The organism is Rhodococcus sp. YL-1 (genome assembly GCF_001942025.1).
GTDB classification, from domain to species: Bacteria; Actinomycetota; Actinomycetes; order Mycobacteriales; family Mycobacteriaceae; genus Rhodococcus_F; species Rhodococcus_F qingshengii.
In genome coordinates this window covers 5,714,791-5,739,541 of record NZ_CP017299.1, presented here as the reverse complement: position 1 = coordinate 5,739,541, position 24,751 = coordinate 5,714,791, and the positions used below count along the sequence as shown (strand labels likewise).

24 protein-coding genes are annotated in these 24,751 nt (G+C 61.6%); 7 read left to right on the top strand and 17 right to left on the bottom strand.

Translation table 11 applies throughout. The features are described 5' to 3' along the window. The 10 genes from BH682_RS26805 to lepB form a co-directional block, all read right to left on the bottom strand. Entirely contained in the window at nt 1-624 is a 624-nt protein-coding gene (locus tag BH682_RS26805; protein ID WP_007730629.1) for a LysE family translocator, read from the bottom strand. 92 nt (nt 625-716) lie between these two features. Continuing rightward, nucleotides 717-1,910 carry a globin domain-containing protein gene (locus BH682_RS26800; protein WP_075834673.1) on the bottom strand — a complete coding sequence of 398 codons (1,194 nt, stop codon included), beginning with the start codon at nt 1,908-1,910 and terminating at the stop codon, nt 717-719. A gap of 31 nt (nt 1,911-1,941) precedes the next feature. After that, entirely contained in the window at nt 1,942-2,391 is a 450-nt protein-coding gene (locus tag BH682_RS26795; RefSeq protein WP_075834671.1) for an RrF2 family transcriptional regulator, read from the bottom strand. Between the two features lie 119 nt (nt 2,392-2,510). Next, complete coding sequence (gene galK, locus BH682_RS26790) at nt 2,511-3,641, bottom strand: galactokinase (protein WP_075834669.1); 1,131 nt, start codon at nt 3,639-3,641, stop codon at nt 2,511-2,513. Next, nucleotides 3,641-4,741: a galactose-1-phosphate uridylyltransferase gene (gene galT / locus BH682_RS26785; protein WP_065455024.1), complete on the bottom strand. Its 1,101-nt coding sequence runs from the start codon at nt 4,739-4,741 to the stop codon at nt 3,641-3,643. Before galT ends, galK begins: the two co-directional genes overlap by 1 nt. Beyond that, nucleotides 4,738-5,364 (bottom strand): SMI1/KNR4 family protein, encoded by a 627-nt coding sequence (locus BH682_RS26780; RefSeq protein WP_075834667.1) that lies wholly within the window; start codon nt 5,362-5,364, stop codon nt 4,738-4,740. Before BH682_RS26780 ends, galT begins: the two co-directional genes overlap by 4 nt. 21 nt (nt 5,365-5,385) lie before the next feature. Beyond that, nucleotides 5,386-5,970, bottom strand: coding sequence for a TetR/AcrR family transcriptional regulator (locus BH682_RS26775; protein ID WP_007730752.1), 585 nt, complete (start codon nt 5,968-5,970; stop codon nt 5,386-5,388). Beyond that, nucleotides 5,967-7,016, bottom strand: a complete 1,050-nt coding sequence (locus BH682_RS26770; protein ID WP_054781013.1) for a saccharopine dehydrogenase family protein — start codon at nt 7,014-7,016, stop codon at nt 5,967-5,969. Before BH682_RS26770 ends, BH682_RS26775 begins: the two co-directional genes overlap by 4 nt. 55 nt (nt 7,017-7,071) lie before the next feature. Continuing rightward, nucleotides 7,072-7,425 carry a glyoxalase superfamily protein gene (locus BH682_RS26765; protein WP_007730761.1) on the bottom strand — a complete coding sequence of 118 codons (354 nt, stop codon included), beginning with the start codon at nt 7,423-7,425 and terminating at the stop codon, nt 7,072-7,074. 106 nt (nt 7,426-7,531) lie between these two features. Continuing rightward, complete coding sequence (gene lepB / locus BH682_RS26760) at nt 7,532-8,275, bottom strand: signal peptidase I (RefSeq protein WP_075834665.1); 744 nt, start codon at nt 8,273-8,275, stop codon at nt 7,532-7,534. 425 nt (nt 8,276-8,700) lie between these two features. On the opposite strand from lepB, the gene BH682_RS26755 reads away from it, so the two are divergent. Next, on the top strand, nt 8,701-10,182 hold the full coding sequence (locus tag BH682_RS26755; RefSeq protein ID WP_042446385.1) for an anion permease: 1,482 nt from the start codon (nt 8,701-8,703) through the stop codon (nt 10,180-10,182). Between the two features lie 3 nt (nt 10,183-10,185). On the opposite strand, the gene BH682_RS26750 is transcribed toward BH682_RS26755, so the two are convergent. The 3 genes from BH682_RS26750 to BH682_RS26740 are packed head-to-tail and all read right to left on the bottom strand — an operon-like array spanning nt 10,186 to nt 13,634. Then, complete coding sequence (locus BH682_RS26750) at nt 10,186-10,935, bottom strand: succinate dehydrogenase/fumarate reductase iron-sulfur subunit (protein WP_003943253.1); 750 nt, start codon at nt 10,933-10,935, stop codon at nt 10,186-10,188. Next, nucleotides 10,932-12,884, bottom strand: a complete 1,953-nt coding sequence (locus BH682_RS26745; RefSeq protein WP_075834663.1) for a fumarate reductase/succinate dehydrogenase flavoprotein subunit — start codon at nt 12,882-12,884, stop codon at nt 10,932-10,934. The genes BH682_RS26750 and BH682_RS26745 overlap by 4 nt, the downstream gene beginning before the upstream one ends. Then, entirely contained in the window at nt 12,885-13,634 is a 750-nt protein-coding gene (locus BH682_RS26740; protein ID WP_047269404.1) for a succinate dehydrogenase cytochrome b subunit, read from the bottom strand. A gap of 156 nt (nt 13,635-13,790) precedes the next feature. Here BH682_RS26740 and BH682_RS26735 point away from each other — a divergent pair, with 156 nt between their 5' ends. Further along, nucleotides 13,791-15,119 carry a lipase family protein gene (locus BH682_RS26735; protein ID WP_075834661.1) on the top strand — a complete coding sequence of 443 codons (1,329 nt, stop codon included), beginning with the start codon at nt 13,791-13,793 and terminating at the stop codon, nt 15,117-15,119. Further along, nucleotides 15,116-16,372, top strand: a complete 1,257-nt coding sequence (locus BH682_RS26730; RefSeq protein WP_075834659.1) for a Tat pathway signal protein — start codon at nt 15,116-15,118, stop codon at nt 16,370-16,372. Before BH682_RS26735 ends, BH682_RS26730 begins: the two co-directional genes overlap by 4 nt. 52 nt (nt 16,373-16,424) lie before the next feature. Here the strand turns inward: BH682_RS26730 and BH682_RS26725 are convergent, their stop codons facing one another. Both BH682_RS26725 and BH682_RS26720 read right to left on the bottom strand, forming a co-directional pair. Further along, entirely contained in the window at nt 16,425-17,801 is a 1,377-nt protein-coding gene (locus BH682_RS26725) for a spinster family MFS transporter (protein WP_003942962.1), read from the bottom strand. A gap of 52 nt (nt 17,802-17,853) precedes the next feature. Further along, entirely contained in the window at nt 17,854-18,729 is an 876-nt protein-coding gene (locus BH682_RS26720; RefSeq protein WP_075834657.1) for an SGNH/GDSL hydrolase family protein, read from the bottom strand. Nucleotides 18,730-18,865: 136 nt separating this feature from the next. Between BH682_RS26720 and BH682_RS26715 the strand changes: the two genes are divergently transcribed. The 3 genes from BH682_RS26715 to BH682_RS26705 are packed head-to-tail and all read left to right on the top strand — an operon-like array spanning nt 18,866 to nt 22,357. Next, a complete protein-coding gene (locus BH682_RS26715; protein ID WP_075835511.1) occupies nt 18,866-20,149 on the top strand; it encodes a PucR family transcriptional regulator in 1,284 nt (427 codons plus the stop codon). A 23-nt stretch (nt 20,150-20,172) separates the two neighbouring features. Then, nucleotides 20,173-21,573: a serine hydrolase domain-containing protein gene (locus BH682_RS26710; protein WP_190287622.1), complete on the top strand. Its 1,401-nt coding sequence runs from the start codon at nt 20,173-20,175 to the stop codon at nt 21,571-21,573. 55 nt (nt 21,574-21,628) lie between these two features. Beyond that, nucleotides 21,629-22,357 carry a YdcF family protein gene (locus BH682_RS26705; protein WP_054781017.1) on the top strand — a complete coding sequence of 243 codons (729 nt, stop codon included), beginning with the start codon at nt 21,629-21,631 and terminating at the stop codon, nt 22,355-22,357. A gap of 2 nt (nt 22,358-22,359) precedes the next feature. Here BH682_RS26705 and BH682_RS26700 read toward each other — a convergent pair whose 3' ends face one another. Continuing rightward, complete coding sequence (locus BH682_RS26700; protein WP_075834653.1) at nt 22,360-23,268, bottom strand: AraC family transcriptional regulator; 909 nt, start codon at nt 23,266-23,268, stop codon at nt 22,360-22,362. A gap of 174 nt (nt 23,269-23,442) precedes the next feature. On the opposite strand from BH682_RS26700, the gene BH682_RS26695 reads away from it, so the two are divergent. Beyond that, nucleotides 23,443-24,135 carry an alpha/beta hydrolase gene (locus BH682_RS26695; RefSeq protein ID WP_007730784.1) on the top strand — a complete coding sequence of 231 codons (693 nt, stop codon included), beginning with the start codon at nt 23,443-23,445 and terminating at the stop codon, nt 24,133-24,135. A gap of 54 nt (nt 24,136-24,189) precedes the next feature. Here BH682_RS26695 and BH682_RS26690 read toward each other — a convergent pair whose 3' ends face one another. Beyond that, nucleotides 24,190-24,621 (bottom strand): MarR family winged helix-turn-helix transcriptional regulator, encoded by a 432-nt coding sequence (locus BH682_RS26690; RefSeq protein ID WP_003942924.1) that lies wholly within the window; start codon nt 24,619-24,621, stop codon nt 24,190-24,192. Nucleotides 24,622-24,751 lie beyond the last annotated feature (130 nt).

Below are 24,751 nucleotides of genomic sequence, written 5' to 3'. Positions count from 1 at the left end.
CTACTCCAGGGCCATGCGGGTGGCGAAGATTCCGAGAATGCCACCAGCTAGCCATTTCTGAGCCCGCATCCACACCGGACGCGCCATGAGGAAGGTCGACACGGCTGCCGCACAGCACACGATCAACGCGTTGACGGTGACTGCGACCAGGATCTGCACGCCGCCGAGTACGAGTGCCTGTTGCCAGACCGGACCCGCAGTGGGATCGACGAACTGGGGGATCAGGGCCGCGTACATCAGCGCAATCTTGGGATTGAGCAGATTGGTGGTCAACCCCATCCCGAACAGACGGCCGCTACCGTGGCGGTCGACCTCGCCCACCTCGAAAGCGGACTTCCCACCTGGTCGGAGTGTCGACCAGGCGAGATAGGCCAGGTACAGGGCACCACCGATTTTCACCGCGGTGAACACCGTTGGTACGGCGAAGAGAACCGCCGTCAGCCCTGCACACGTGGCGGTGAGGTAGACCAGGAAACCGGTTGCGACTCCGCCGAGCGAGATCAAACCCGCCCGGCGGCCCTGGCTGATGCTGCGGGACACCAGATAGATCATGTTGGGGCCCGGTGTCAGAACCATCGCCAGGGCGATCAGCGCGACTCCCGTCATCGACGCTGACGTGATCATGTCGGTCTCCCACTACTCGATGCGTATGTTTCGTCGAGTACACAAGGGTTTGCAGTCGCGCGCCAAGGTCCAGTTCGCAGGCAGTGGTCCGCTCAGGTGTTGGCCCAGCTGTCGGGCCCGAAGACCTCGTAGTGGATATTCTGTGCCGGGACGTCCCGTTCGAGCAACGATGCGCGCATCGCCAACATGAACGGCATCGGCCCGCAAAGGAAGGCTTGGGTATCGGGCTCCACTGCAATACCTTGCAAATCCGCCCGTCCTTCGTGAACCGATCCGAACGCAACGTGCGTGCCGAGATCCTCGTACCAACGGTGCAGGGTTGCGGCGGGAATCTGGTCGACGAGTGTGCTGAGTTCTGCGCGGTGCGCGTGATCCGCAATGGATCGATCCGCATGGATGACAGATACCGGACGGTCAGCGCCGGTGTCCACGAGATGATTGAGCATCCCGATCATCGGTGTGCAACCGATTCCGGCCGACGCGAGCAGGAGCGGCGAGTTGTCGTCCGGCATGGTGAGATCACCGAAAGGTGTGGTGACGGAGAGTTCTTGGCCTTCGAATACGTTGTTGTAGAGGAAGTTCGACACTTCGCCATCGGGAGTTCCGGAGATTCGCTTGACGCTGATCCGCCAGTCTGCGCTGCTCGGTATCGAACACAGGCTGTATTGGCGGATCTGGCGGGCGCCGTCGGGCAGCGTAACCCCGACCGAAAGATACTGTCCGGGAGCGAAGGTGGGGAGTGCACTGCCGTCGAGCGACGTGAGCGTCAGTGAGACGGTGTCGGCGGACTGAAGAACTCGTTCACTGATCCTGACTGTGCGCCAGACGTCACCGGCGTCCACGCCGGCGAGTTGGTAGAGGCCACGCTCCATCGTGATGAGGGTTTCCGCCATCAGCCAGTAGACCTCGTCCCAGGCTGCTGCGACGTCTGGAGTGACTGCATCGCCGAGTATTTCGACGATCGCGGCAAAGAGGTGTTCGTGCACGATTGCGTACTGGTCGGGCGTGATTCCCAGCGACGCATGCTTGTGGGCGATACGTGAAAGTATGAGATCGACCTTGGCGCTGTCCGGCTCGAGCTGAAGCGTCGCGAATGCCGCGATGGCGCCGGCGAGAGCCTTCTGCTGTTCGCCCTGCTTCTGATTGCCGCGATTGAACAAATCGCGTTCGAGTTCAGGATGCGCGTCGAACATCCTGCGGTAGAACAGGGTTGTGATATCGCCGATGGCAGCGCCGACCACGGGAAGGGTGGCGCGAATGACCTCGGTTGACTGTGGGGAAAGCATGAGCTGCTCCGTTCGGTCGAAATTCGATTGATCAGCCTGCTTCGTCGCTCCGGGTGGTGAGGCGTAGCAGGACAGTTTTGGACGGCTGCCGGATGACGTCTTCGATCGTGACCGTGTCGAGTGAAACGAAGAACGCTTCCTGTGCTTCGCGCAAAGCGCTCCGAAGGAGGCAACCTCCGCGCAGTGGGCACGGTTTGTCGCCTTCGCAGTCGACGACTTCACCCGGGCCTTCGAGGCGTCTGGCCAGCCAGCCGATGGTGGCGGTGCGGCCGAGTTCGGTGATGGAAAGCCCACCGCCGCGGCCGCGCCTGGTTGTCACGATGCCGAGCTCACCGAGCCGTGTAACCACCTTGGTGGCATGGGAATACGACACGTTGAGCTGCTGCGCAACATCCCGAGTGCTGGGGGAGGCATCCGCGTCGAGTACGGCCAACCGCATGACGACGCGCAATCCCAGATCGGTGAACTGCGTCAGTTGCATGATCTGAACCTACATAATTCGCATCTGAGATGACTATTTATGTGAGGGGGATCTCGAGGTACCCCAACCAGGGCGAACGGTACGTTCGGCGCCTCCAGTGCGCTGAACGTGCCGTTCGCTCAGAGACGGGCGGCCGAACCCCCGGCAACGACGCCGAGAAAGTGTGGTGCTCGCCAACCTCGCGCCGCAAAGTCGCGGCTCACCGATGCGATGACCTCCGCTCCGCTTCCTTCCGGAACCAGCGCGATGGCCGAGCCTCCGAATCCGCCGCCGGTCATCCGCGCACCGATCGCGCCGCCGCGTCGTGCTGCGGCAACGGCGACGTCGAGTTCTTCGCACGAGACCTCGAAGTCGTCGCGCAACGAGGCGTGCGAGTTGTCGAACAGCTCGCCGACGTCACTGAATCTGCTGTTGCGCAGAAGTTCTGCGGTCTTCCGCGTCCTCTCGATCTCGGTCACGACGTGCCGTGCCCGCGCCCGGAGGATCGGGTCTCGCACTGTCTCGGCCTGGCCTGCTGTAGCCTCTCGCAAGCTGCCGACGCCGAGAGCTGCTGCTGCAGCGACGCATTGAGAGCGCCGCATTCCGTACTGTCCGTCTGCGAGTGAGTGTTTGACCCGGGTGTCGATGACGATCAGGTCGTAACCTGCACCGTGGAGTTCGAAAGGTATGGGTTCGGTGGATCCGTCCTGGCAGTCCAGCAGGAGCGCAGTCGAGGGCTGAGCAAAGAGGGCAATGGTCTGATCCATCCCTCCGGTCGGTGCGCCGACGCCGTCGTTCTCGGCCTGGATGCACACCTGTACCAGCTCATCGCGGGCGAAAGGTGAATCATGAAGTTCGTTGACGGCCAACGCAACCGAACAGGTGAGGGCAGCGGAGCTCGACAGCCCGGCCCCGACCGGTACCGACGAGTCGACGGCAAGATCGATTCCTTCGATCGGGAGGCCTCTGCGCGCAAGAGACCACAGAACGGCTGTGGGGTAGGCGGCCCACCCTGTGGCGATGTCGCCGACGGGCCCGGTGTACGTCTCGGCGGATTGCCGACTGTGCACGCGGACGACCCCGTCGCTGCGCAGTGCGACGGCAACCAGTGTTCGCTGCTCGAGAGCGACCGGTAGGCACAATCCACCGTTGTAGTCCGTGTGTTCACCGATCAGGTTGACTCGACCGGGTGCCGCCCACACTCCGGTTGCCGGATAGCCGTAGGTGGCGTGAAACTGTTGGAGCACAGAATTGTTCGAGACCGTATCCACTATTTCAACTCCCGTAGGCGGGCCGCGACTGCCTCGGGAACGGTGTCGTTCACCCAGGCGCCCATGGCGGACTCGGACCCGGCGAGGTATTTGAGTTTGCCCGGTGCGCGCAAGATCGAGAACAGCTGAAGATGCAGTCGGCCCAGAGGTCGGTCGATGCGGACGGGAGCTTGGTGCCAAGCCGCGATGTACGGTACCCGGTCGACGCCCGGATAGAAGCGATCGATACGGCGTAGGAGATCTTGGTAGACGACCGCAAGCTCGTCGCGCTCTTGGTCGTTCAGCGAGGGAAGGTCCGGGACGTCTCGGTGCGGTGCCAGGTGAATCTCGATGGGCCATCGTGCGGCGGTCGGGACGTAGGCGCTCCAGTGATCGCCGTCGTAGATCAACCGGGCCTTGTCCTCGCGCTCGAACGCCAGAACATCGGCGAGTAGTGAGCGACCGGTGCGCTCGAAGTGTTTGTGCGCCTGCGTCAGCATCGATCGGGTGCGTGGCGTGACATACGGGTATGCGTAGATCTGTCCGTGTGGATGGGTGAGTGTCACCCCGATTTCTTCGCCGCGGTTCTCGAAGCAGAACACTTGTTCCACAAGCGGATCCGCCGACAACTCTTCGGTCCGAGAAATCCAGGCACCCACAATCGTGCGCATGCGTTCGAGTGGAAGCTCGGCGACGGACGCCGTGTGATCGCTCGAGAAGCACATCACTTCGCAGTGACCGGCCGCTGGGCGATCGCCCGCACCGTCTCCGGGACTGTCAATGGCTTCCTCAGGCGCCGCGGCAAAGCTCGGAAACCGATTCTCGAACACCGCGACGTCGTAGTCTCCGTCGGGTATCTCTGTGGGCGTGCGTGTTTCGTCGGTCGGGCACAATGGACATTCGGCGGCGGAGGGGAGATGTGTCCGTGTCATGCGATGCGAAGCCATGGTGATCCACTCCCCGGTGAGAACGTCGAATCTCATCCGAGACGAGTGGTCGAGAGCCGGCAATTCGCGGGAATCTCGCGCAGAGTGGGCGCGGGCACTGCCGGCATCGTCGAAGTAGAAGATCTGACGCCCGTCGGCGAGGGTGCGACGGGTCGGATCCTGCTTGGGTGTCATGCGTCGACTTCCCATTCCAGAACACCCTTGCTGACAACGGGTTTCCACACTCCGATCGTTGATCCTGTTTCCAGCGCTACGGCATGGGCGGCCAGCATTACCGAGATGGACGCCCAGATCGGACCGCCGTTGTCAGTGGCGTCCGACGCATACTCGGTCACACAATGGTGGAGTGCGCCGCTGCGGGTGTCCACGAAGTAGTGGTACTCGTCCAGTCCGGCAAAGGGAACGAACGAGGGGATGAACATGGTTGCGGCAGTGCCTGCGTCGCGTTGATCGTGTCGATCCATCTCGTCATCGGCGTAGAGGTCTGGATTCTCGTAGATCGTCTCATCCCACGTTTCGAGCAGAGTGAGACGAACTTCTGTTGCGACGTCGATGGGGTAGAAGAATTTGTCCGGGAGCACGCTGCCGAGAAAGAGGCCGGTCCGGTCGTCGTGGGTCAGGCTGCCGTTGTGGACCCGATACAGGTCGCGAAGTTCCTGGGGCCACGTGACGCCGGTCGAGGCTTCGAATTCCTTGATAACGGCGTCACCGAGTCCTGGTTGAAACGCTGCAGCCGTCACCGGTGCGTTTGTACGGCACCACGCTTCGATTCGGCTCCATTCGTTTGCAACGCTCATGGGCTTTACGATACGTCCGAGTCAGGACCCGTGAATCAGGTACTGCAGTGTGTCCACGAGCTTTCGGTCCGAAGCCTCGGACTTTCGGCCGGTGATTCCCGATCGGAGAATTGCGGAACCCTCGAGCAGGCTCACGATGGTCTGCGCTGTCGCGCCAAGTTCAGTCGCATCCAGCTCCGGTTGTGCACACGCGACTGCGCGCTCTACGTGTGCGATGTACTGGGCGTAGAAGTCTCGAAGCACGACCGCGACTTCTTGGTCCGCCGCTGCAATGGCCCATACTTCGACGTACAGACGCACAGTGGCCTGGTCGTCCTGTTCTCCGAGCAGGACTCCGATGAAGTGTTCGGATTCCTCGCGGGAAAGGCTCTGATCCGTATCGGGGACGACGGCAAGGCGATCCAGTGAGCGGGTCAATGCACGTGACATCACTGCGCGTATCAGATCTGCACGGGTGGGGTAGTAGTGCTGCAGATGTCCTACCCGCACTCCGGCCGCGGCTGCGAAATCGCGCATTGCCGAGTTGGCATTGCCCTGAGTAGTGAGGACCTGTTCTGCTGCGTCGAGAAGTGCTGCCGCACGGGCGGCGCCCTTGGAGAGGGTCATGGTCGCAATACTGCCACCCCGAAGCTCTCCAACTCGGAGACGGTGCGGCGAGGGTTCGGAAGCGATTCGGGGAAAGTGACTCCAGGCCGGGCATCGTCGGCCAAGGCTCGTCTGACGGCCAGCGCGCCGCCCACCGCGGTGAGGTGAGCCTGGCCCTGCCGGTCGACGATTGTCGCGCTTGTCGTGCCGCTCGGGCCCGTGACATCGATGCGTACTTGCGCGCTCCCGCCCTTGCCCGGCGAGTACAGGAGTCCGCGTCGTAGCGGTGTGAAGCGGTCGCCGCGACCCCAACGGAACAGACCCACCTTCTTGGCGGCGAGCAGCGCAGTTGTGGATGCATTCGAACTGAAACCTATTCGAGTGCTGGCAGTTTCGGCGCCCAGGGTCATGGGGAACGTGAATTGTTCCGGAGTGTCGATTCTTCCGACCTTGGTGCGCGATCCGGGGAAGTCGACCCAGCGTGTATCCGTCAACGGGCTGACGGTGATCGGGTTTCCTTGCTGAATCACCTCGAAATCCTGCCCGAGCCGATCGATGAAGTCGACGGAGTCGAGCCCGGCAATGTCGTTGACGTCGTAGCGAATCGAGACGTCGATCGTGCTCGCGCCACCCAGTTCCTCGGCCAGCGCTGCGGCGACGATATTGGTGACTCCGCCCATCCATCCGGACGACAGGTACACCGGTGCGCTCGGCGACTTCTGACCCGCCAGAGTAGCGGCGCGAGCGACGCGGGTTGTCCAGCGGGTGATGTCCACGTACGGAATGCCGGCCTCGACGGCGGCGGACAGGACACGATCGTGGGGATCGTTGACCGTCGACACGACCGCGCGTACGGACGCGTCGAAGGGTGTCGGGTCGAGGAGGTCCCAGCGGCGGACGGAAGCGCCGTGACGGCCGGCCAGTTCGTCGCCTCGCTCGGGGGTGCGTCCGGTGAGGAGTAGTGGGAAGTCGGGGGCGAGCAACGCAGTCAGGGCGCTGCCCACGGTTCCGTATCCGCCGGCCACGAGGATCGGGCCGTCGGCTGAATACTGCAATGAATCGGTCATGCACCTAACTCTAGGTCAAATGACCTAAAACGTCGAATGGGGTTCTTTCCGCTGCTCAGTCCCGGTGTCGCACGATGTTGACGACGTTGCCATCGGGTGCCCGGACGAGGAATCGGCGAACACCCCACTCTTCGGTCGTTATGGGGTGCACGATTTCGTAGCCGAGCCTGCGGGCCTCTTCGTAGGCGCCGTCGACGTCGTCCGTGTGGACTGAGATGACCGAGTCCTCGGCCGCAGTGGCGTCGTGCGTGACGAGCTGTACGTTCGCGCCGGTGTCGGGAGAGGTGTAGCGAGCGACCCACCCCATGTTGAACTCTTCGGTGCTCAGGCCGAGAAAGTCGGAGTAGAAGCTCTTGGCGGTTCCGATATCGGCGACTTTGAGATTGGCGGTGATGCGTCGAGCGCGCATGTGGTTCTCCTACCTTCGGCAACAGATGCGCTCGATGATCGTCCGAAAGCGGAGCCATGTCGACTGTGCCGTCCGAAGATGCAGGCCGCCTGGTTGATTCGATCTGTCACTGCGGATCGAACGAGGTCACAGTTCCCCACCGTGAGAAGGGAAGGACGATCAATTGAACCTTGCCGATGACATTGTCGATCGGCACCGTTCCACTGTGTTCGTCATCGAGATGGAAACGTGAATCCTTCGAATGGGCGCGGTTGTCGCCCATCACCCACAGGTTCCCGTCGGGAACCGTGACCGGCCCGAAATACCTTCCTTGGCAAGAGGTACCGTTGCCCGGAATGCGCTTGTCGATGTACGGCTCGGTCAGCGGCTTGCCGTTCACTCGAAGCCCCTCTTCCTCGGACAGGCACTGTACGGTTTGGCCACCGACCGCGACTACCCGCTTCACGAGGTCGTTTTCGTCCGGCGGGACCAAGCCGACGATGGACCCGAGTCCCTGAAACGCGCGAACAATCGAATTGTCGGATCGAATGGATTTGTACTCGTCGTTCCAGGACTCGGGTCCCTTGAACACGACCACATCCCCAGGCTGTGGATCCCCGAATCGATAGCTGATTCTGTCGACGAAAATCTTGTCTCCCGTGCAGCCGGTGCATCCGTGAAGTGTCGGTTCCATGGACTCCGACGGGATCAGAAAAATGCGTCCGACGAAGTTCTGAATGACAACACTCAGGACGAGTGCGACGACAAAGAGGATCAGAATCTCACGCCACAGTGGACGTTTCCTCGGGTGACCGGCCACTTCCGATTCAGTGGAGTCGGTCGAGTCCTCGTGGGCGTCGGATTCCGTCACATTCCCGACAATAGATGGCGCAACCACTCGTCGGCCCGATACGAATCTTCTCGGTTCGTGGGTCTGTCTGTCGGCTGACATGCTTCGGAATTGGATCACATCACGCGCGAAGATCCGGTCGAGGTCGGCAATCCGCGCAGTCCTGACCCAAACATCTTGCCGACGAATACCTTTCGCAGAAGCAGGTTGAACAACTCTCGGAGATTCAAGCGTGCAGCACGCCCGCGCCTCTGTTGATCGATTGGCACAATCTTTTGCGAGATGGGCATTCTCCCACTGAAGCGTCGGTGCGAGACAGCGCCTCGTAAGGACGACTGTACTTCTGGGCATTTTCTCTCGAACTTGGATTGACCGCACGAAAACCTGATGTTTGGGGGACAATCATCTGGGGCGATCACCTGGGGCGACAAGTCGAGGAGATGCAAATGTCCGAGGCCAAATCCGAAAGCACTGAGTCTTTTTCTGAGACGACACCGCCGGCGGAGCCGTCGAAACAATCGGTGCTCAGGCGGTACTACCCGGCTGCGGTGCCCGTCGTCCTCGGCTTGATCATCTATTTCATGCCTGTTCCGGACGGTGTGGATCCCAAGGGCATGCACATGCTCGGAATCTTCGTCGGCACCATCGTGGCGTTGATCTTGCAGCCTCTGCCGACGGGTTCTGTGGCGCTGGTAGGCCTGTCGATCGCCATGATCACCCAGACCGAGACGCCGACGGAAGCGTTGTCCGGCTTCAGTAACACCACGATCTGGCTGATTGTCGCATCGTTCTTCATTGCCGAGGGCTTTCTGGTCACCGGACTCGGCAAACGGGTTGCGCTCATGTTCGTGACCAAACTCGGCAAGTCGAGTCTCGGATTGTCCTACGGAATGGCGTTGACGGACTTGATACTTGCTCCGGCGACGCCGTCGAACACCGCCCGTGCGGGTGGCGTCGTCTATCCGATCATCGTCTCGCTGAGCAAGTTGGAGGACTCCAATCCCGAGCCCGAGGACTCTCGCAAGAAGCTCGGAGCATATCTGCTGCTCACGTCGCTGCAAGTCAACGTCGTGACCTCCGCGATGTTCATCACCGCCATGGCGGGTAACCCTGTGGCCGTCGATGCGGCTGCCAAGATCGGCATCGACATCTCGTGGGGCAAATGGGCGCTGGCAGCATCGGTTCCGGGAATTGCGAGTCTCATCGCGATCCCGTGGGTGATGTCGAAGATCTTCCCGCCCACGATGTTGAAGACTCCGAAAGCACCCGAGCAAGCCAGGGAGGAACTGCGCAAGGCAGGTCCGATCAGCCGCAACGAGAAGATCATGGCCGCCACCTTCGTTCTGCTGCTGGTGCTCTGGTGCCTGGGCTCGCAGCTCAACGTCAATGCCACTACAACAGCATTCGTCGGAATCGGCATCCTGTTGGTGACCAAGGTGCTGACGTGGAACAACCTGGTCCACGACACCGGGGCGTGGCAGACGCTCGTGTTCTTTGCCGTTCTGGTCGGTATGGCAAGCCATCTCGAAGAACTCGGCGTGATCTCGTGGATCGGAACCCAGGTCTCCTCGAGCGTCGACGGTTTGCCGTGGATCTGGGCTTTTGCGATCCTGACCTTGGTGTACTTCTACGCGCACTATCTGTTTGCGTCGAACACCGCGCAGATCGTCGCGATGTACGCGGTGTTTCTCGGCGCGGCGGTGGCAACCGGTGCACCGCCGCTGTTCTCGGCCCTGGTGTTCGGCTTCATCGGCAGCCTGTTCGGCGGTATCTCGCACTACGCGTCCGGTCCGGCCGGAGTGATCTACGGTTCCGGATACATCAAGACCTCGGAGTGGTTCCGAATCGGTTTCGTGATGAGCGTCGTGATCATCCTGATCTGGACGATCATCGGCGGCGCGTGGATGAAGCTGATCGGCGCCTGGTGACGATCAGTTGTCCTTGCGCCGCAATCCGAATCGCATCGATTCTTTGTTGACAGCGGCAATCGCGGTCAGCGGTATCTCCGCGGGACACACCTGCGCACATTCACCGTAGGTCGAGCACGGCCCGAAATCGGCCTCCATCTGGTGCGACATCGCTCGGGCCCGCTTGCCACGTTCGTTGCGGCCCTGCGTGACGAGAGACAGGTGGGTCAGTTTGGACCCGGTGAAGAGGTGCGCGGCACCGTTCGGGCAGGCTGCCACGCAAGCGCCGCAGCCGATGCACGCGGCGAAGTCCAGTGCAGCTTCGGCACTTTGATGCGAGAGCGGCTGACTGTCTGCGTCCGGCGCGGTTCCTGCATTGACCGAAACGTATCCACCGGCTTCGAGCACCCGGTCGAGCGCAGAGCGATCGACGACGAGGTCGCGGACCACTGGAAAGGCTGCGGAGCGGAACGGCTCCAGTTTGATTCGGTCACCGTCGGAGAAGCTACGCAGGTGCTGACGGCACGTGGGAGTGTTCGCAACCGGTCCATGGGGAACATTGTCGACCGTGATGCCGCAGGACCCGCAGATCCCTTCTCGGCAGTCGGAATCGAAGGCGATGGGTTCGTTGCCGCTCTCCACGAGTTGGTCGTTGAGTCGGTCGAGGAGCTCCAGCAGCGACATCTCCACCGTCGCGTCGTCTATTTGGTAGGTGTCGAATGCGCCGGACGACTCAGGTCCGGATTGGCGCCACACGTCCACGGTGATTTTCATACGTAGTTCCTCGTCTGCAGTGGAACAGCGGTGAAGGACAACGGCTCGTCGTGTCGAACGTGTCTGCCGTCCTGGGCGGTTTTCCACGCGGAGACGAAGCACCAGTCCTGATCGTTTCGCTGCGCTTCGCCGTCGGGAGTCTGATGTTCGGCACGAAAGTGCGCTCCACAGGACTCGTCACGATCGAGAGCATCGACGCACATCAGTTCGGCGAGCTCGAGGAAATCGGCTACCCTGCCGGCCCTTTCCAACTCCTGGTTGAACTGGTTTCCGCTGCCGGCAACTCGCAGGTTCGACCAGAAATCGGTTCGCAGTGCGCGGATTTCGGCGATCGCCTTGGTCAAGCCCTCGGCCGTTCGGGTGACACCGCAACCCGCATAGAGGATCTCGCCCAGTTGTCGATGGAACCTGTCGGGGCCGTGTGTTCCGCCGACCGAGAGCAGCAGGTCCACCCGACCCCTCACGTCAGTGAGCGTCGACGTCACAGCGGGATCGGACAGTTCGAGTGGAGTGGATCCGAGTAGCGGTGCAAGATAATTCGGAATCGCGTACGGGAGGGTGAACCAGCCGTCGACGCATGCCGAGAGCAACGAATTGGCGCCGAGGCGGTTGGCCCCGTGGTATCCCCAGCCTGCCTCACCACCGACGAACAAGCCGGGGATGGAGGTCATCTGGTCGTAGTCGTTCCACAGTCCTCCCATGGTGAAGTGGGCTCCGGGGGCGATGCGCATCGGCACCGTATAGGGGTCTTCGCTGGTGGCGTCGCGATACATCGAGAACAGATTTCCGTATCGCTCCTCGATGGTCTTGCGGCCGAGCCGTGCCAACGCATCGCGGAAATCCAGGTACACACTGTTTTTCAGAGGGCCGACGCCGTGACCGGAGTCGATTTGCTCGCGGGCGGCCCGTGAAGAGACGTCGCGGGGAGAGAGGTTCCCGAACGCCGGATATTTGCGCTCGAGGTAGTAGTCGCGTTCGTTTTCGGGAATGTCGCCGGGCTCACGATCGTCTCCGGGCTTGGCCGGTACCCAGATCCGGCCGTCGTTGCGCAGGGATTCGCTCATCAGAATGGTTTTCGACTGCCACTCGGAGTTGACGGGAAGTGCCGTCGGATGGAATTGGATGAACGAGGGTGAAGCCATCAACGCACCGCGTCGGTGCGCTCGCCAGGCGGCCGTGGCGTTGGAATTCTTCGCAAGTGTGGACTTGTGGAATACGGTTCCGTAGCCGCCGGATGCCAGTACGACGGCATGGCCTGTGGTGGCGCCGATCTCACCGGTCACGAGATCGCGTGTGACTATCCCTTGTGCTCGCCCGTCCGAAACGATGAGATCGAGCATCTCGGTTCGGGTGTGTAGGTTGACCGTTCCGGCTGCGATCTGACGTTGCAGTGCCTGCGACGACGCTATCTGCAACTGCTGGCCTGTCTGCCCGCGCGTGTAGTACGTGCGCGACACCTGAACGCCGCCGAAGGATCGGGTGGCCAGAGTGCCGCCGTACTCGCGAGCAAACGGTGCCCCGATGGCATTCATGTGATCGATGACGCGTACGGATTCTTCGGCGAGACGGAAACAGTCGGCCTCACGGCCCCGGAAATCACCGCCCTTGACGGTGTCCTTCACGAAGCGGGCGAGACTGTCGTTGTCCACTTTTCGAGCGCGAGCAGCGTTGATGCCTCCTTGCGCGGCGACACTGTGTGCACGGCGGGGTGCATCGTGGAAGGTGAAGGACTCGACGTGGTAGCCCAGTTCACCGAGGGAGGCGGCGCAGGCCGCGCCGGCGAGGCCGGTACCGACGACGATGACCGTGAACTTGCGCCGGTTGAGTGGGCTGACGAGCTTGTAGTCGAGTTTGCGAGTGGGCCAGGCCGTCGCCGGATCGCCGGCCGGGACCTTACCGTCCACCGGTGTCCCGATGCTGCGCAGATCGTCGAGTTCGAAGCTGTTCACTTATGACGCTCCTGTCTTCGAGATGGCGCCGGTCATGACCGCGATGGGGATCGACATGTTTCCGACCATCACGACGAGCGCAAAGATTCCGGAGAGTGCAACGCCAATCTGGCGCAGTCGTTGGCCGGTCACGCCGAGATCGTTGACCGCGCTCCAGAGTCCGTGTGCGAGGTGCATTGCCAGCAGAGCCATCGCGACGATGTAGAACGCTGCCACCAGCGGACGCTCGAAGCTGGCAATCAGATTGTCGTATGCGTAACTCTGTGTGCGCGTGGCCGCTTCGTACTCGCTGCTGCCGATGGGTCGGGTTCCGGTCGTGAGGTCGAGTATGTGGAAAATGACGAACAGCAGCAGCACAGCTCCGGTGACGGGCATCGTGCGCGCTGTAAAGGACTTGATTCCCAGACCTTTACGTCGAAATTTTCCTCGAGCTCGGCGTCCGCGGACGGTGAGCAGCCAGGCACACCAGACGTGTGCGACCAATGACGCGAGCAAGACGATGCGAAGAATCCACAGAAGTCCCTCGTAGGGCAGGAAGGGTTCGAACACCGTTCGTAGCCAGTGTGCGTAGTCGTCGAAGTGATCGGCACCGGTGTAGACCTTCAGGTTTCCGATCATGTGGACGAGAACGAAAGCGGCGAAGATCAGTCCTGTCACGGCCATCAGAATCTTGCACGTGATGTTGGACGGCCGCGGTCGAGCTTGGAGTGAATCGCCGGTAGCTCGCGATACACGGGTCGGAGCACTCACAGACAAACCTCCCACGCCAGACTTGCCGGACAGGTGCCGTCAGCCTAAGCCCGATCGGGGTTTTCGGCCAACGGATGGGTGCCCGACTTGTCTGTTAATGCAGGTGAATGGGAGTGTAGGGGTGCTCATTACCCGAAAGTAAGGAACTCGTGAACGATGTTTGACTCGACGTGGCGACGGTGGTCATGGCGCGCCGGAACGGCATCGGCCCTGGCAGTGGCCTTGTTTGCGGTGGGGTCGCCGGCTGGTGCGCAGGAGACCGTCGACCTGGCCGACGTGTTCAATCCGTTGGTCGTGAAGGCACTCCAAGGCGCTGACATTTCCACCGAATTGACTCCACTCGGGCTCTCGTCCGATGATCCGTGGTTCGACGAACCCGAAATCGAGCCGGGTACCGCCCCCGGCACACTTCTCAAAGCGCGTCCGGTCAGCGTGCAGGTCTACCAGGTCCGCCCCGACGTGGTCTCGGCTCATCAACTGATGTACACCACCACTGATCACTTCGGTCGGCAGGTGATCAGCACCGGAATTCTGATGATTCCCGAGGACGGAACTGTGCCAGGTGATCGCAAGATCATCGGATACGCCGAGGCGAACGACAGCCTCGGCGCGAACTGCGCACCAAGTCACCAGTGGACCGGCGGCAATCAGAGCGACCCGGCGATGTTCTCGGCGCTCGGCCCGGTGGCTCAGATGTTCGGCCACGGCTGGGCAGTGATGATGAGCGACGTCGGCAACGACGGCGACACTGCTCCCCATCCGTTCTCGATCGGACAGTTCTCAGGGAAGGCAACGCTCGACGGCGTTCGGGCAGCACTCGCGCTTCCGGAAGGTGGCCTCGAATCAGACACCCCTGTCGGCATCTACGGTGTCGCCGGAGGCGGTGTCGCAGCGGGCTTTGCCGCGGAACAGGCCCATGAATATGCGCCGGAACTGAACGTCCAGGCCAGTGCCATTCAGGCGATGATGATCGACCCGGCAACGTTCGAGGAAACAGCGGCCGGTGGGATCGGTTCCGGATTCGTCTTCTCGAGCATTCTCGGATTCGACGCGGGCTACCCCGACGTTCGGCTCGACGACCATCTGACTCCGATCGGTCACAACGTCGCCGCAGCCTTCCGCGCGTCCTGCCAGGCGCTCTACCTCGGACTCCCATTCGTTCCGTTCGACGTCCTACTCACCAACCTTTCGCCCCGAACGATCCCTGCGCTGGCCGCGGCGTACGCGGACAACACGTTGGGAAAGCAGGCGCCGGCTTCCAAGCTTCTGATTTCTTCCTGTGAGGACGACTTTCTCGTTCCCTTCAGTGAGGCAGAGCAATTGGCGCAGACATATCGAGCAGACGGCGGCAACGTGGACCTGCTCCCGTCGCAGTGCGGGCCGCTCGATTACGTGACCAACCTGTACAAGACGGTGACCGATCAGCTGGGTATGCAGGACATCGCCTGGCTGGCAAAGACGTTCGACGAAGCCGAGGGACGATGAGCTTGCGGAAGTCTCTGACGCGCAGGGATTTTGCGCGCACGGTTCTCGTTGCTTCGGCAGGTATCGGCGGTGCCGTCGTACTGGGAGGCAGGGCGTCCGCGGGTACTGGTGAGCTCGACAGGTACCTCGACCTGGAAGCAGTGAACGCAAACGCCGAAGCCACGGGCGGCCTGCATCCTTCTCTGCCATCGGATTCCGCACCGCTGCGGTCTTTGGTGGATACCGCCCGAGCCTCGGGAGTGGATCCGCATCGCTATCAGACACTGCTCAAGCAGTACTGGCTCGCGGTCGGGACGGAGTCGGCAGGTATCGATCTCGCTTCGTGGACTCCGTTCGACGGTGTGCACGCGAATCTCGGAAACCTCACCAACACTTTCCAGTTCTACGAGCGACTCCAGCTCGAGCATCGAGAGCTGCAGTGGGCAGGTATGGGAGGAATGGTCGGGCCCGCTTTCGCCGGTGGACTCCTCGACTTGGACTACGGGCGGGTTGTGCTGGAAGTCCAAGCGATCAGCGAGGCGATGGCACTGGTCTGGCGAGAGATCGACCGCATCGGGTCGCCGGTTGCATCGTCGATGGGAGCACCCGAGGACATTGCGGCACTTCTCGAGGTCGGCCACGAGATTCGCCCCGAGGACGTGATGTGGTTCCAGGGGAAAGTGATTGCGATGAGCAAACACATCTTCTCGGACCTGATTCCCATGCACATGGCGTGGGTTCACGACGGTGTCGACGGCATCGCCGAACTCGATCGCGCAGGGCTGCTCGACGAGAACGCCCGTATCGCGTGGAACAACATTGCTTCGGGGACACCGGAATCGGTCTTCGACGGCAATGTGCGTCTGCTGCGAAGGGAGCAGTACCAGTCGGTGGGTGATCAGTGGGACGAGGCGAAGGCCTACCGCGGCAGCGTTGGTCGCTCGTTGACTTACCTGACCACCTTCGCCGCATCACCGTCGATGCCTGGCGTCGTGCCGCCACGCGAGTCGAACCCGCTCTCGTTCGCGGTGGGCAATGCTGTTGTGCAAACGCCGCTTCCGGACTTCAACTGGGCGGACCGGGATGGTCGTTGGACCTACATCAACGATCAGTTGCTCCCGGTCTACAACAACCTGATGAAGAATCAACCGGAACTGTGGCGAGCGACGCTGGCCGCGCCCGTCTCCGTTCGGATAACCGAGCAGCGAATGATCGCTCGCTTGCCGGACATGTTGCGGTCCATGTTGTCGACTCTGGCGATTACGGTCAACTGAACTCGGCGGTGGCGGGGCCTCAGGGTCCCGCCACCGCCCGTGAACTTGTCGGTCAGGCCTGGCTCAGCTCCGCTTGCATGCGCGCGGAGTCCTTGCCTACAGTGCGGGTAGCCAGGTAGATGAATACCGCGGTGAGTGCCAACATGATCGGCACGAGATACATGGCCGAGTTCAACCCGTCGCCGGCGTACTGAGCCAACTTCCCGGTACCGGCATCTGCAAGCGCACGCTTGGCGAACCAGTCCGAGATCGCTCCAACGGCAACCGGTCCGGAGAATCCGCCGAGAAGGTACATGGCAGCGAAGAACAGCGCCGTCGCAGTGCCGCGGAGCCTGGGAACCACGACGTCGTGAATGGCAGGGTAGACGCTGATGTAGAAGCCGTAGGCCAGAAGCCACCCGGCCGAGAACAAGAGCGTGAACATCACGACGTTTCCGCCGTGTTGCAACAGTGCCAGCGCCGTCAAAGGTGCCGCCAATGCCGAGGTTCCGACACCGATCATCAACCGTGCGCGCGGTGAGCGTGCGCTGGCCTTGTCCGCGTAGCGAGCGCCGAGAAGCAATCCGATCAGGCCCGTGATTCCGACGATGATGCCCGTGACCGATGCCGCCGCAGTCAGCTTCAGGTGGTACTGGCGCATGAGCAGTGGGACGACAAACGAATTCACTGCGTAGGCGGCGAAGTTGAACGTCAGCCCGGCAAGGATGAGCCAACGAAGCGTGGGAATTGCGAGCAGGCGACGGATCGGGCGGGTGATCGGTGCCTGTGAAACAGCGGCTGCGCGGGCCTCCGGACTTTCGGAACCACCACGAACCGGATCTGCCATGCGGTAGAGCACGACTGCAAGCAGGACACCGGGAATCGCCGCGAGGAAGAACGGTGCACGCCAGCTGTCGAATGCCTCGGCGATCTTGCCGACGGTGAAGTAGGCGAGCATGAGGCCAATCGGCAAACCGAGCATGAAGACACCAAGTGCGCGTGAGCGTCGTTCCGCCGGGTAGATATCACCGATCATCGAGTTGGCTGCAGGTGTGAAGGTCGCTTCGCCCACACCGACGCCGAGACGCGCGAGGATGAACAGCACATAGCTGCCGGCGGCACCGGTTGCTGCCGTCAGTCCGCTCCACACCAGGAGTCCGATCCCGATGATCTTGGGACGGTTCTTCGTGTCGGCCAACCGGCCCAGAGGCAGTCCTGCGACTGCGTAGACGAGGGTGAATGCAGAGGTGATCAATCCCAATTGCAAGTCGCTGAGCGAAAACTCGTTCTTGATCGGCTCGGCAACGACCGAGGGGATCGCCCGGTCGAAGAAGTTGAGCATGTTCGCGAGAAACAGTGCGACGAGTGTGCCGCCGAGAAGTTTGTCACGTGTTCCGACAGGGGCGCCGTCGACGGACGGCAGCGGCGGAGCGTCTCGTTGAATTGACATGATTGTTCCACCCTTTTCGCGAGTGCTGAATGAATTGTGCTGGGGGAGAAGCTCAGGACAGAGCGTCGGCGACCGTTTTCCCGATCGCCTGCATCCCGGCCGCAGTGGGATGCAGTGGAACCGCCGGCTGGGTAGGGACGATTCCCGTGTAGTAAGCAGTGGCAGGGTCCGTGCAGATGTCATGCCCGGCAGTGGTTTCGGTGATGTCGATGTACTCGACGCCGTGACGGGCCGCAGTTGCTGCCATGACCGTGTTGCCGTAGTCGATCACACTCTGGAGATAGTCGGCGTCGCGCGGCCAGAACGGCTGAGTGCCGGGGCAGCCGCCACTACGGATGTATGTTCCGTATCCGACCACGACGATGCGCGCCGACGGTGCTCGATCCTGCGCGACTTCGATCATGGAACTCCAACCTGTGGACGCATTTTCGATCATCTGTCGCTGTTGATCGACGCCACCGGAGGTGAACTTGTCATGGCAGGACGTTCCGGCGGGTTCGGGGAGTGGATTGACGCAGCTCAGAACTGTCGGGAACAACGAGATGTCGTTGGCACCGATGGTGATGGTGACGAGGTCGGTATCAGGCCCCAATGCTGTTGCCTGCGGTGATACTTGACCGGAGAACGTCGATTGTGCGGTGTCCGTGACGTTGGCGGATCGCGCCGACGAGCAGGTCATATCCGTGAGTTGAGCGCCGAGTTCTCGCGCCACCACGGACGGGTAGTTGTCGAGTGATCGTAGACAGCCCGGTGACGACGAGTCCTGCGCGGTGACCAGTGGGCCGGCCGCCGCGGAATCGCCGAGTGCGACGTACTGGATAGTGCTGACCGGTGTCTCGGCACTCGACACACCGGTCCCGAGAGCCGCGATCGAACCGGCAGCCACGACGCCTGCCAGAATGGCTGCGCTGCGCGTTTTCCACGTCACTCGAGGCTCCTCTTGGTCGAAGGTGGGACTTCCAGTTACGCCGCTGATTGTGAATTCGTGAGTGGCGTGGGTTACATAGTGATAGGAAAAAGGCAGGTCGGCCTTGTGGTGGCAATTCAATTCTGTGGAGGGTTTTGTGTCAGGAAACAAAGATCTGCCGTTCGAGCCGATCCTGGTTGGTGGCAGATCTCTGGCCGACCGACTGGCGCAACGCACCCATCCACTGGTCATTGAGACAGTCGATCTGGTCCACCGCGACGTCACCTTCTACCGGTTGCTCCCTGACGAGGCATTGCGTAACGACGTCACCACCATCGTGAGGCGCAATCTGGAACTGTTCATTTCGATGCTGCGGACCGGCGCCGATCTGGCGCCCGAGTTGCTCGCCGACATCAGCGAATCGGCTCGCCAACGGGCTCAGGAATTGGTTCCGCTCGGTGAGGTGCTGCGGGCATATCACCTGGCAGCCGGGCTGTGGTGGGAGACCATCAGCGAATGGGCGGTCCCGGAAGACGGTGTCGCACTTGCCCGCACCGGACGACTCTTGAATGCATACACCGCGGCTTCCGCGTCGGCGGTTCTTGCCGGCTACGGTTCCGACCATGCCACCCAGACGGACGAGGATTCTGCGCGAAGGTCAATGTTCGTAGCACTTTCGACGGGTGTCGATGTTGATCGGGTCTCCGACGATGTGGGAATCAGGTTGGCGCGCCTGTACTGGGTGGTGGCGCTGCACGTCGAACGGAATGACGACGAGTCCTCGACCGAGGTGGACACTGCCGTCGCCGAGCGGAGAAAGGTGCGCCACCTGCAACGAGAGCTCGATCAGGTGGGGCGTGACAAAGCGCTCGGGGTGCTCGGGAGCAGTGGCGGAGCCGTGCTGATTCCTATTGTGGAATCGGAACCCGCTGAGGGGAACTGGGCGTCGAGTCCGCAATATCTTTCATTGTGTCGACGATTGGGTGATCTCGAGAAGGTCATCGGTGCATCGACGGTTGCCGCCGTACATGTCGCGGCACCGCCGGCAATTCCGGCAGCGGTGTCGCAGGCGCGCGAGGTGCTGAACGTTGCCCGAAAGTACGGCCGTACAAGTGGGGTCGTGCGTCTCGAGGATCTTGCAGTCGAGTATCAACTGACCCGCCCGAGCGCTGCGCTGCCGATCCTCGCAGATGTGTTGTCGCCGTTGGAGTCCGATCCTGCCGTGCTCGAGACGCTCGAATCTTTCATCGACTCCGGATTCGATCGAGCTACCACCGCTCGGCAGTTGCACGTACACCCGAACACGGTCGTGTACCGCCTGCGTAAAGCGAGTTCCCTGACGGGACTTGACCTGTCGTCACCGAAAGATCTTGTGCAGGTCACCATGGCGCTGGGAGCGCGTCGCGCAATCGGCATGGAGGCGGACTCTTCCCAAACGTGATGCGTCTGTGGTTCTCTGTGAACGTGTCTGATTCTCGCGGTTTTCGCCGCGCACTTTTGATTCCCCTGTTCGGTGCATTGCTTGCCGGTTCAGTCGTGGCTCCTGCCGGGGCAGCCCCGGCCTCTTGTGAGAATCCCGGTACGGCTGGGGAATTCACTCAAGTACCGGCAGCAGATCTGGGGTTCGATGCGGCGACGCTGCAACAAGCCGTCGACTTCGGTACAGCCAAGGCGTCGACGTCGATACGGATTCTGCGGCATGGATGCCTCGCGGCGTCCAACGCCGACGGCGCCGCCGATGCGATTCCGTTCCCGTTGGCTTCGTCGTCGAAAGGCGTAGTGGCTCTCGCTGTCGGGCGGGCGATCACTCTCGGACTGTTGGGACTCGATGATCGTGTCGGTGAGCACATCGGGGGCATCGATCAGGAGCACGCGGACATCACTGTGCGTCAGTTGCTGACTCAGTCGTCCGGTCTCGACTTCTCGTGGGGCGCGGATATCGCGGGCTACTACACGGACGCGGTGCAACAGACGCTGCACCTTCCGTTCGTGGCCGAACCCGGAACCAAGTTCGCGTACGGACAGACCACTGTCACGGTGCTGACTCGGATCGTCCAGAATGCTGCGGGCCGGGACTTTCAGGATTTTGTGCAACAAGAGTTGTTCGGCCCCTTGGGGATTCCGCGTGACCACTGGGTGTGGGTGCGTGATCGTTCCGGTGACACCATCGGAGCCGGTGGATTGGCAATCCGGCCGGGGGACATGGCCAGACTGGGGCAGCTGATGGTGCAACGAGGCGCGTGGCGTGATCAGACGTTGATCGACTCCGCCTACCTCGACGAGTTGTCCGCGCCCTCTCCGTCCAATGGGGGGTACGGCTTCTTGACCTGGGTGAACGCGGGCGAGGACTTCCACTCCGTGAATGCGCCGGTGAGCAAGTATGTTTCGCATCCGGTGTGGCAGAACGCGCCTCGGGTTCTCTACGGTTTCGTCGGAATGCTCGGGCAGTTGATCATCGTGGTGCCCAGTCGTGACCTGGTCATCGTGCGGGACGGATTGACGAGCTACTTCGACCCCGCTGACCCGTCTGCGGGACTGACAGGCGAATCGAATCCTGATCTCCAGGAGTTCTTGCGGCTTGTCGTCGCTTCGATCGTGGACGTTCCACCGCCGCCGTACGTCGGGACTCCCGTGCATGGGTCGGGTGGTCCGCTCATCGACGATCCGTCACAGCTCGTCGGCTTCGCGAACCCCGAATTGATCTTCGACACGATGGTCGGGACGGGGCGAGCAGGAACACCCGGATGCAACATCGTGATCTGCAACAACGAATTGTTGCCGTTCAGTGGCGCCGACCTGCTCGGGGATGCTGCAGCTCAGATCGGTAACGCGGCAGGCGCGTCGATTCGAGATGCTGGTAGATGACGGTTTCGAACCCGAATTGTTGCCCAATATTTATGTTTAATCTGTGTGACGGTCAGTGAACAGTAAATTTGAGTCAAATGATGCAATCGCGACGAAATGTTCGTTACCGTGGGCTGGACAATCGACAATCTGGGGGTTCGGCTACATGGCAAATGTTCGTAGGTCTCTGACGAAGGGATTGATTGCTGCTTCGGTAATCGCCGCAGCCGGAGTGGGATTGACGCCGGCGACAGCGAGTGCCGACATCACTCCGACGACGGTCGTCAACGGCATCCTGTCGACGGTGGGCGGCTGCCAAACACCGGTGCGGTCTCTCATTCTCGCGTGCACGAGTGCTGAGACGCTGACACGCCAGTCGCCCGTGCTGCTCGACCTCAACCCCGTGGGCACGAACATCGTCGTCTTGGGTGCCGGCCTCTTCGACGACGGCACGATGCGTCCGATGTTGGTCGACCGGCTTCAGGCGGCGCTCCAGCTGGCCCGTCAGTACCCGCAGTCTCCGATCATCACAAGCGGTGGGGCTCCGAAGGCCGGAGTAACGGAAGCCAGGGCGATGCGCGAATGGCTCGTTGCCAACGGCGTCAACCCGGGCCGGATCACCGAAGAGGGAACTTCGTGGTCGACGGTCGAGAATGCGATCAACTCTGCGCGGATTCTCGCCGATCGAGGCGCGACCGGCGTGGTTGTGGTCTCGAGCGCCAATCACGTGGAGCGCGCGATGGTGGACTTCCGCGTTGCAGTTCTCGGCCGGATCCCGGTCGCAGGCGTAATCGCTGCGACCTGACGTCAGTGATTGTGGGAGTTGGACTTTCGCCAGTTCAACGGCGAGGCGGCGAATCGTCGACGGAAGGCGCGGCTGAACGCGGCATCGGATTCGTAGCCGACAGTTATCGCAATGGTTCCGACCGGCTCGGTGGTTTGCACGAGTAGTTCGGCGGCACGGTCGAGTCGGCGCTCGGTGATGTAAGCGCCGGGCGTCTGGCCGACCAGTCGCGAGAAGCGCTCCGCAAAAGACGATCTCGACAGGGTGGACAGCGTCGCCAGTTCGTCGATGGTCCAGTTGCGTGACGGGTCGTTGTGGACGGCCTCGAGGGCCTGCCCGATTCGTGGATCCATTGCTGCGGTCAACCATCCGCCGTTCGATCCGTCCGCTCGAGCCCACGCTCTGAGGATCTGGACGAAGAGAAGGTCGAGAATCCGGGAAACCATCACGGAGGAACCAGGTTTCGGATCGTCCACCTCGGCGCCCAACAGTCGGCTGCTCACCTCGAGCCACTCGACCGGGGTTCCTTGTGTCGCGCGCAGTTCGACGAAGTCCGGCAGAACGGACAGCAGTCGCTGCGCTGCGACGTCGTCGAGTGTGAAAGTACCGAAAAGCCAACATGTTTCGTTTTTCGTGTGCATCGGCATCGCATTCTCGATCGTATGAGCATGCCCATGGGGTAACAGTACGAGTTCCCCGGGGCCGAGTTCGATCGGGGCTTTGCCCTGCGTTCTGATCACGATGTCACCGTGCTCGGCAATGTGAAGTGCTCGCACCCCCGTGGGTACCTCCACGGTGAAGTTCTCGCCGTGGACGCAGCGATGAATCTGATCACCGCGAAGGTGGACGACTTCGAGAACGTGCGAGAGGGTGTCCCGGGTTCGAGTCTCGTCGGTGGTGGGTGCGTACCGCTGTGATGATGTTGTCCTCATGGATCGATCACTCCGATGTCTCGAGCATTCGGCGTTTCTGCACAAAAACTTGGCAATCTGGTCATGGTTATTGATCCAGGATCCCCTTAACGTGGGTAACAGGCAAGGTCTGGGTTTCGAAGGCTTGCCGATCGTCGGAGTATTCGTCGCACTGCGTATCTGGAGGAGTTGGTCATGACAGAGAAGGTAAACATCGTTCTGGTGCATGGAGCCTGGGGAGACGGTTCTCATTGGCGTCACGTCATACCCACCCTGCACAACGCCGGGCATCGAGTGGTTGCGGTCCAGAATCCGCTTACTTCGCTCGCCGACGACGTGGACCGGACCAGGAAGTTGGCCGAATCGATGGACGGCCCGACCCTGCTGGTCGGACACTCGTACGGCGGCGCGGTGATCACAGGCGCGGGTCATGCGGAAAACGTTGTGGGACTGGTATATATCGCTGCCTTCGCGCCGGACGAGGGTGACAGCCTGGGAAGTATCTTCGCCCGCACGGATCAGCCGGCGGGCGCGGCGAACATCGCGCCGGACGCCGAGGGCTTCTTGTGGATCGCCCCGGACAAGTTTCAGGAGAGTTTCAGTCAGGATCTCGACGACACGGAAGCATTGGTCATGGCGCTGACGCAGAAACCCATTGCGGGTCAGTGCTTCTCGGACCCGTCAGGGCCGCCGGCATGGCGTGGGAAGCCCAGTTGGTATCAGGTTTCAGGGCAGGACCGAATGATTCCGCCGGAAACCGAGCGATGGATGGCAGAGCGTATCGGTGCCCGCGAGATCGAGGAACTCGACGCAGGCCATGCATCCTTGGCGTCCCACCCGCACGAGGTCACCCAGTTGATCCTGCGTGCTGCTGCAGAATTGTCGTGACGGCGTAAATCGTCCGGCTGTTCGAGTGGGCTGCCCATCACGACTAATTTGTCGTCAGTCCTCGGAACTGCCCAGTCGGTGAAGCAGCGCTGTCAGCGTGGTGATGTCGTCCGTATCCCATTTCGCGAGTCGAGCGCGCCAGCGATCTATCTGGTGATTGCGGATGGTCGTGAGCTTCGTTCGCGCCTCAGGGGTCAGAGCTACCAACTTGGCGCGAGCGTCGTCGGGATCGGGGATTCGTTCCACCAGGCCGAGTCGAGCTGCGGCGTCGATTTGCCTGGTCAAGGTGGACTTCTCGATATCGAGGGTGCAGATCAGGTCGGACATCCGCACCGCATCCGAACGGTTCAGGATGACCAGAACCGGGTAGAGCGCCGGATCGAGTTTGGGATGAATTGCGCGCGCATAGGTGCGCGCCTGGGCGCGTCCTCGTTGCCACATGTCGGCAAGTTCCATCTCCAGGCCCGTGATCGGATCTGAAACCACTGTCGTTTCCCCTTTGGTGCGATTCGTTCGGTGTTCATCAAACCAGAAGGGGGGCCGAAGTGATTTGGGTGAAGTCACGCTGAGCGAAAGGTACGTTCGGCGTACTGAAGGCGCCGGGCGTACCTTTCGC

What these genes read in the sequence shown, in the direction of transcription:
- BH682_RS26805 (WP_007730629.1), bottom strand. Translation starts at nt 624, where the DNA reads ATGATCACGTCAGCGTCGATGACGGGAGTCGCGCTGATCGCCCTGGCG.
- BH682_RS26800 (WP_075834673.1), bottom strand. Translation starts at nt 1,910, where the DNA reads ATGCTTTCCCCACAGTCAACCGAGGTCATTCGCGCCACCCTTCCCGTG.
- BH682_RS26795 (WP_075834671.1), bottom strand. Translation starts at nt 2,391, where the DNA reads ATGCAACTGACGCAGTTCACCGATCTGGGATTGCGCGTCGTCATGCGG.
- galT (WP_065455024.1), bottom strand. Translation starts at nt 4,741, where the DNA reads ATGACACCCAAGCAGGATCCGACCCGTCGCACCCTCGCCGACGGGCGT.
- BH682_RS26780 (WP_075834667.1), bottom strand. Translation starts at nt 5,364, where the DNA reads ATGAGCGTTGCAAACGAATGGAGCCGAATCGAAGCGTGGTGCCGTACA.
- BH682_RS26775 (WP_007730752.1), bottom strand. Translation starts at nt 5,970, where the DNA reads ATGACCCTCTCCAAGGGCGCCGCCCGTGCGGCAGCACTTCTCGACGCA.
- BH682_RS26770 (WP_054781013.1), bottom strand. Translation starts at nt 7,016, where the DNA reads ATGACCGATTCATTGCAGTATTCAGCCGACGGCCCGATCCTCGTGGCC.
- BH682_RS26765 (WP_007730761.1), bottom strand. Translation starts at nt 7,425, where the DNA reads ATGCGCGCTCGACGCATCACCGCCAATCTCAAAGTCGCCGATATCGGA.
- BH682_RS26755 (WP_042446385.1), top strand. Translation starts at nt 8,701, where the DNA reads ATGTCCGAGGCCAAATCCGAAAGCACTGAGTCTTTTTCTGAGACGACA.
- BH682_RS26750 (WP_003943253.1), bottom strand. Translation starts at nt 10,935, where the DNA reads ATGAAAATCACCGTGGACGTGTGGCGCCAATCCGGACCTGAGTCGTCC.
- BH682_RS26735 (WP_075834661.1), top strand. Translation starts at nt 13,791, where the DNA reads ATGTTTGACTCGACGTGGCGACGGTGGTCATGGCGCGCCGGAACGGCA.
- BH682_RS26730 (WP_075834659.1), top strand. Translation starts at nt 15,116, where the DNA reads ATGAGCTTGCGGAAGTCTCTGACGCGCAGGGATTTTGCGCGCACGGTT.
- BH682_RS26725 (WP_003942962.1), bottom strand. Translation starts at nt 17,801, where the DNA reads ATGTCAATTCAACGAGACGCTCCGCCGCTGCCGTCCGTCGACGGCGCC.
- BH682_RS26700 (WP_075834653.1), bottom strand. Translation starts at nt 23,268, where the DNA reads ATGAGGACAACATCATCACAGCGGTACGCACCCACCACCGACGAGACT.
- BH682_RS26695 (WP_007730784.1), top strand. Translation starts at nt 23,443, where the DNA reads ATGACAGAGAAGGTAAACATCGTTCTGGTGCATGGAGCCTGGGGAGAC.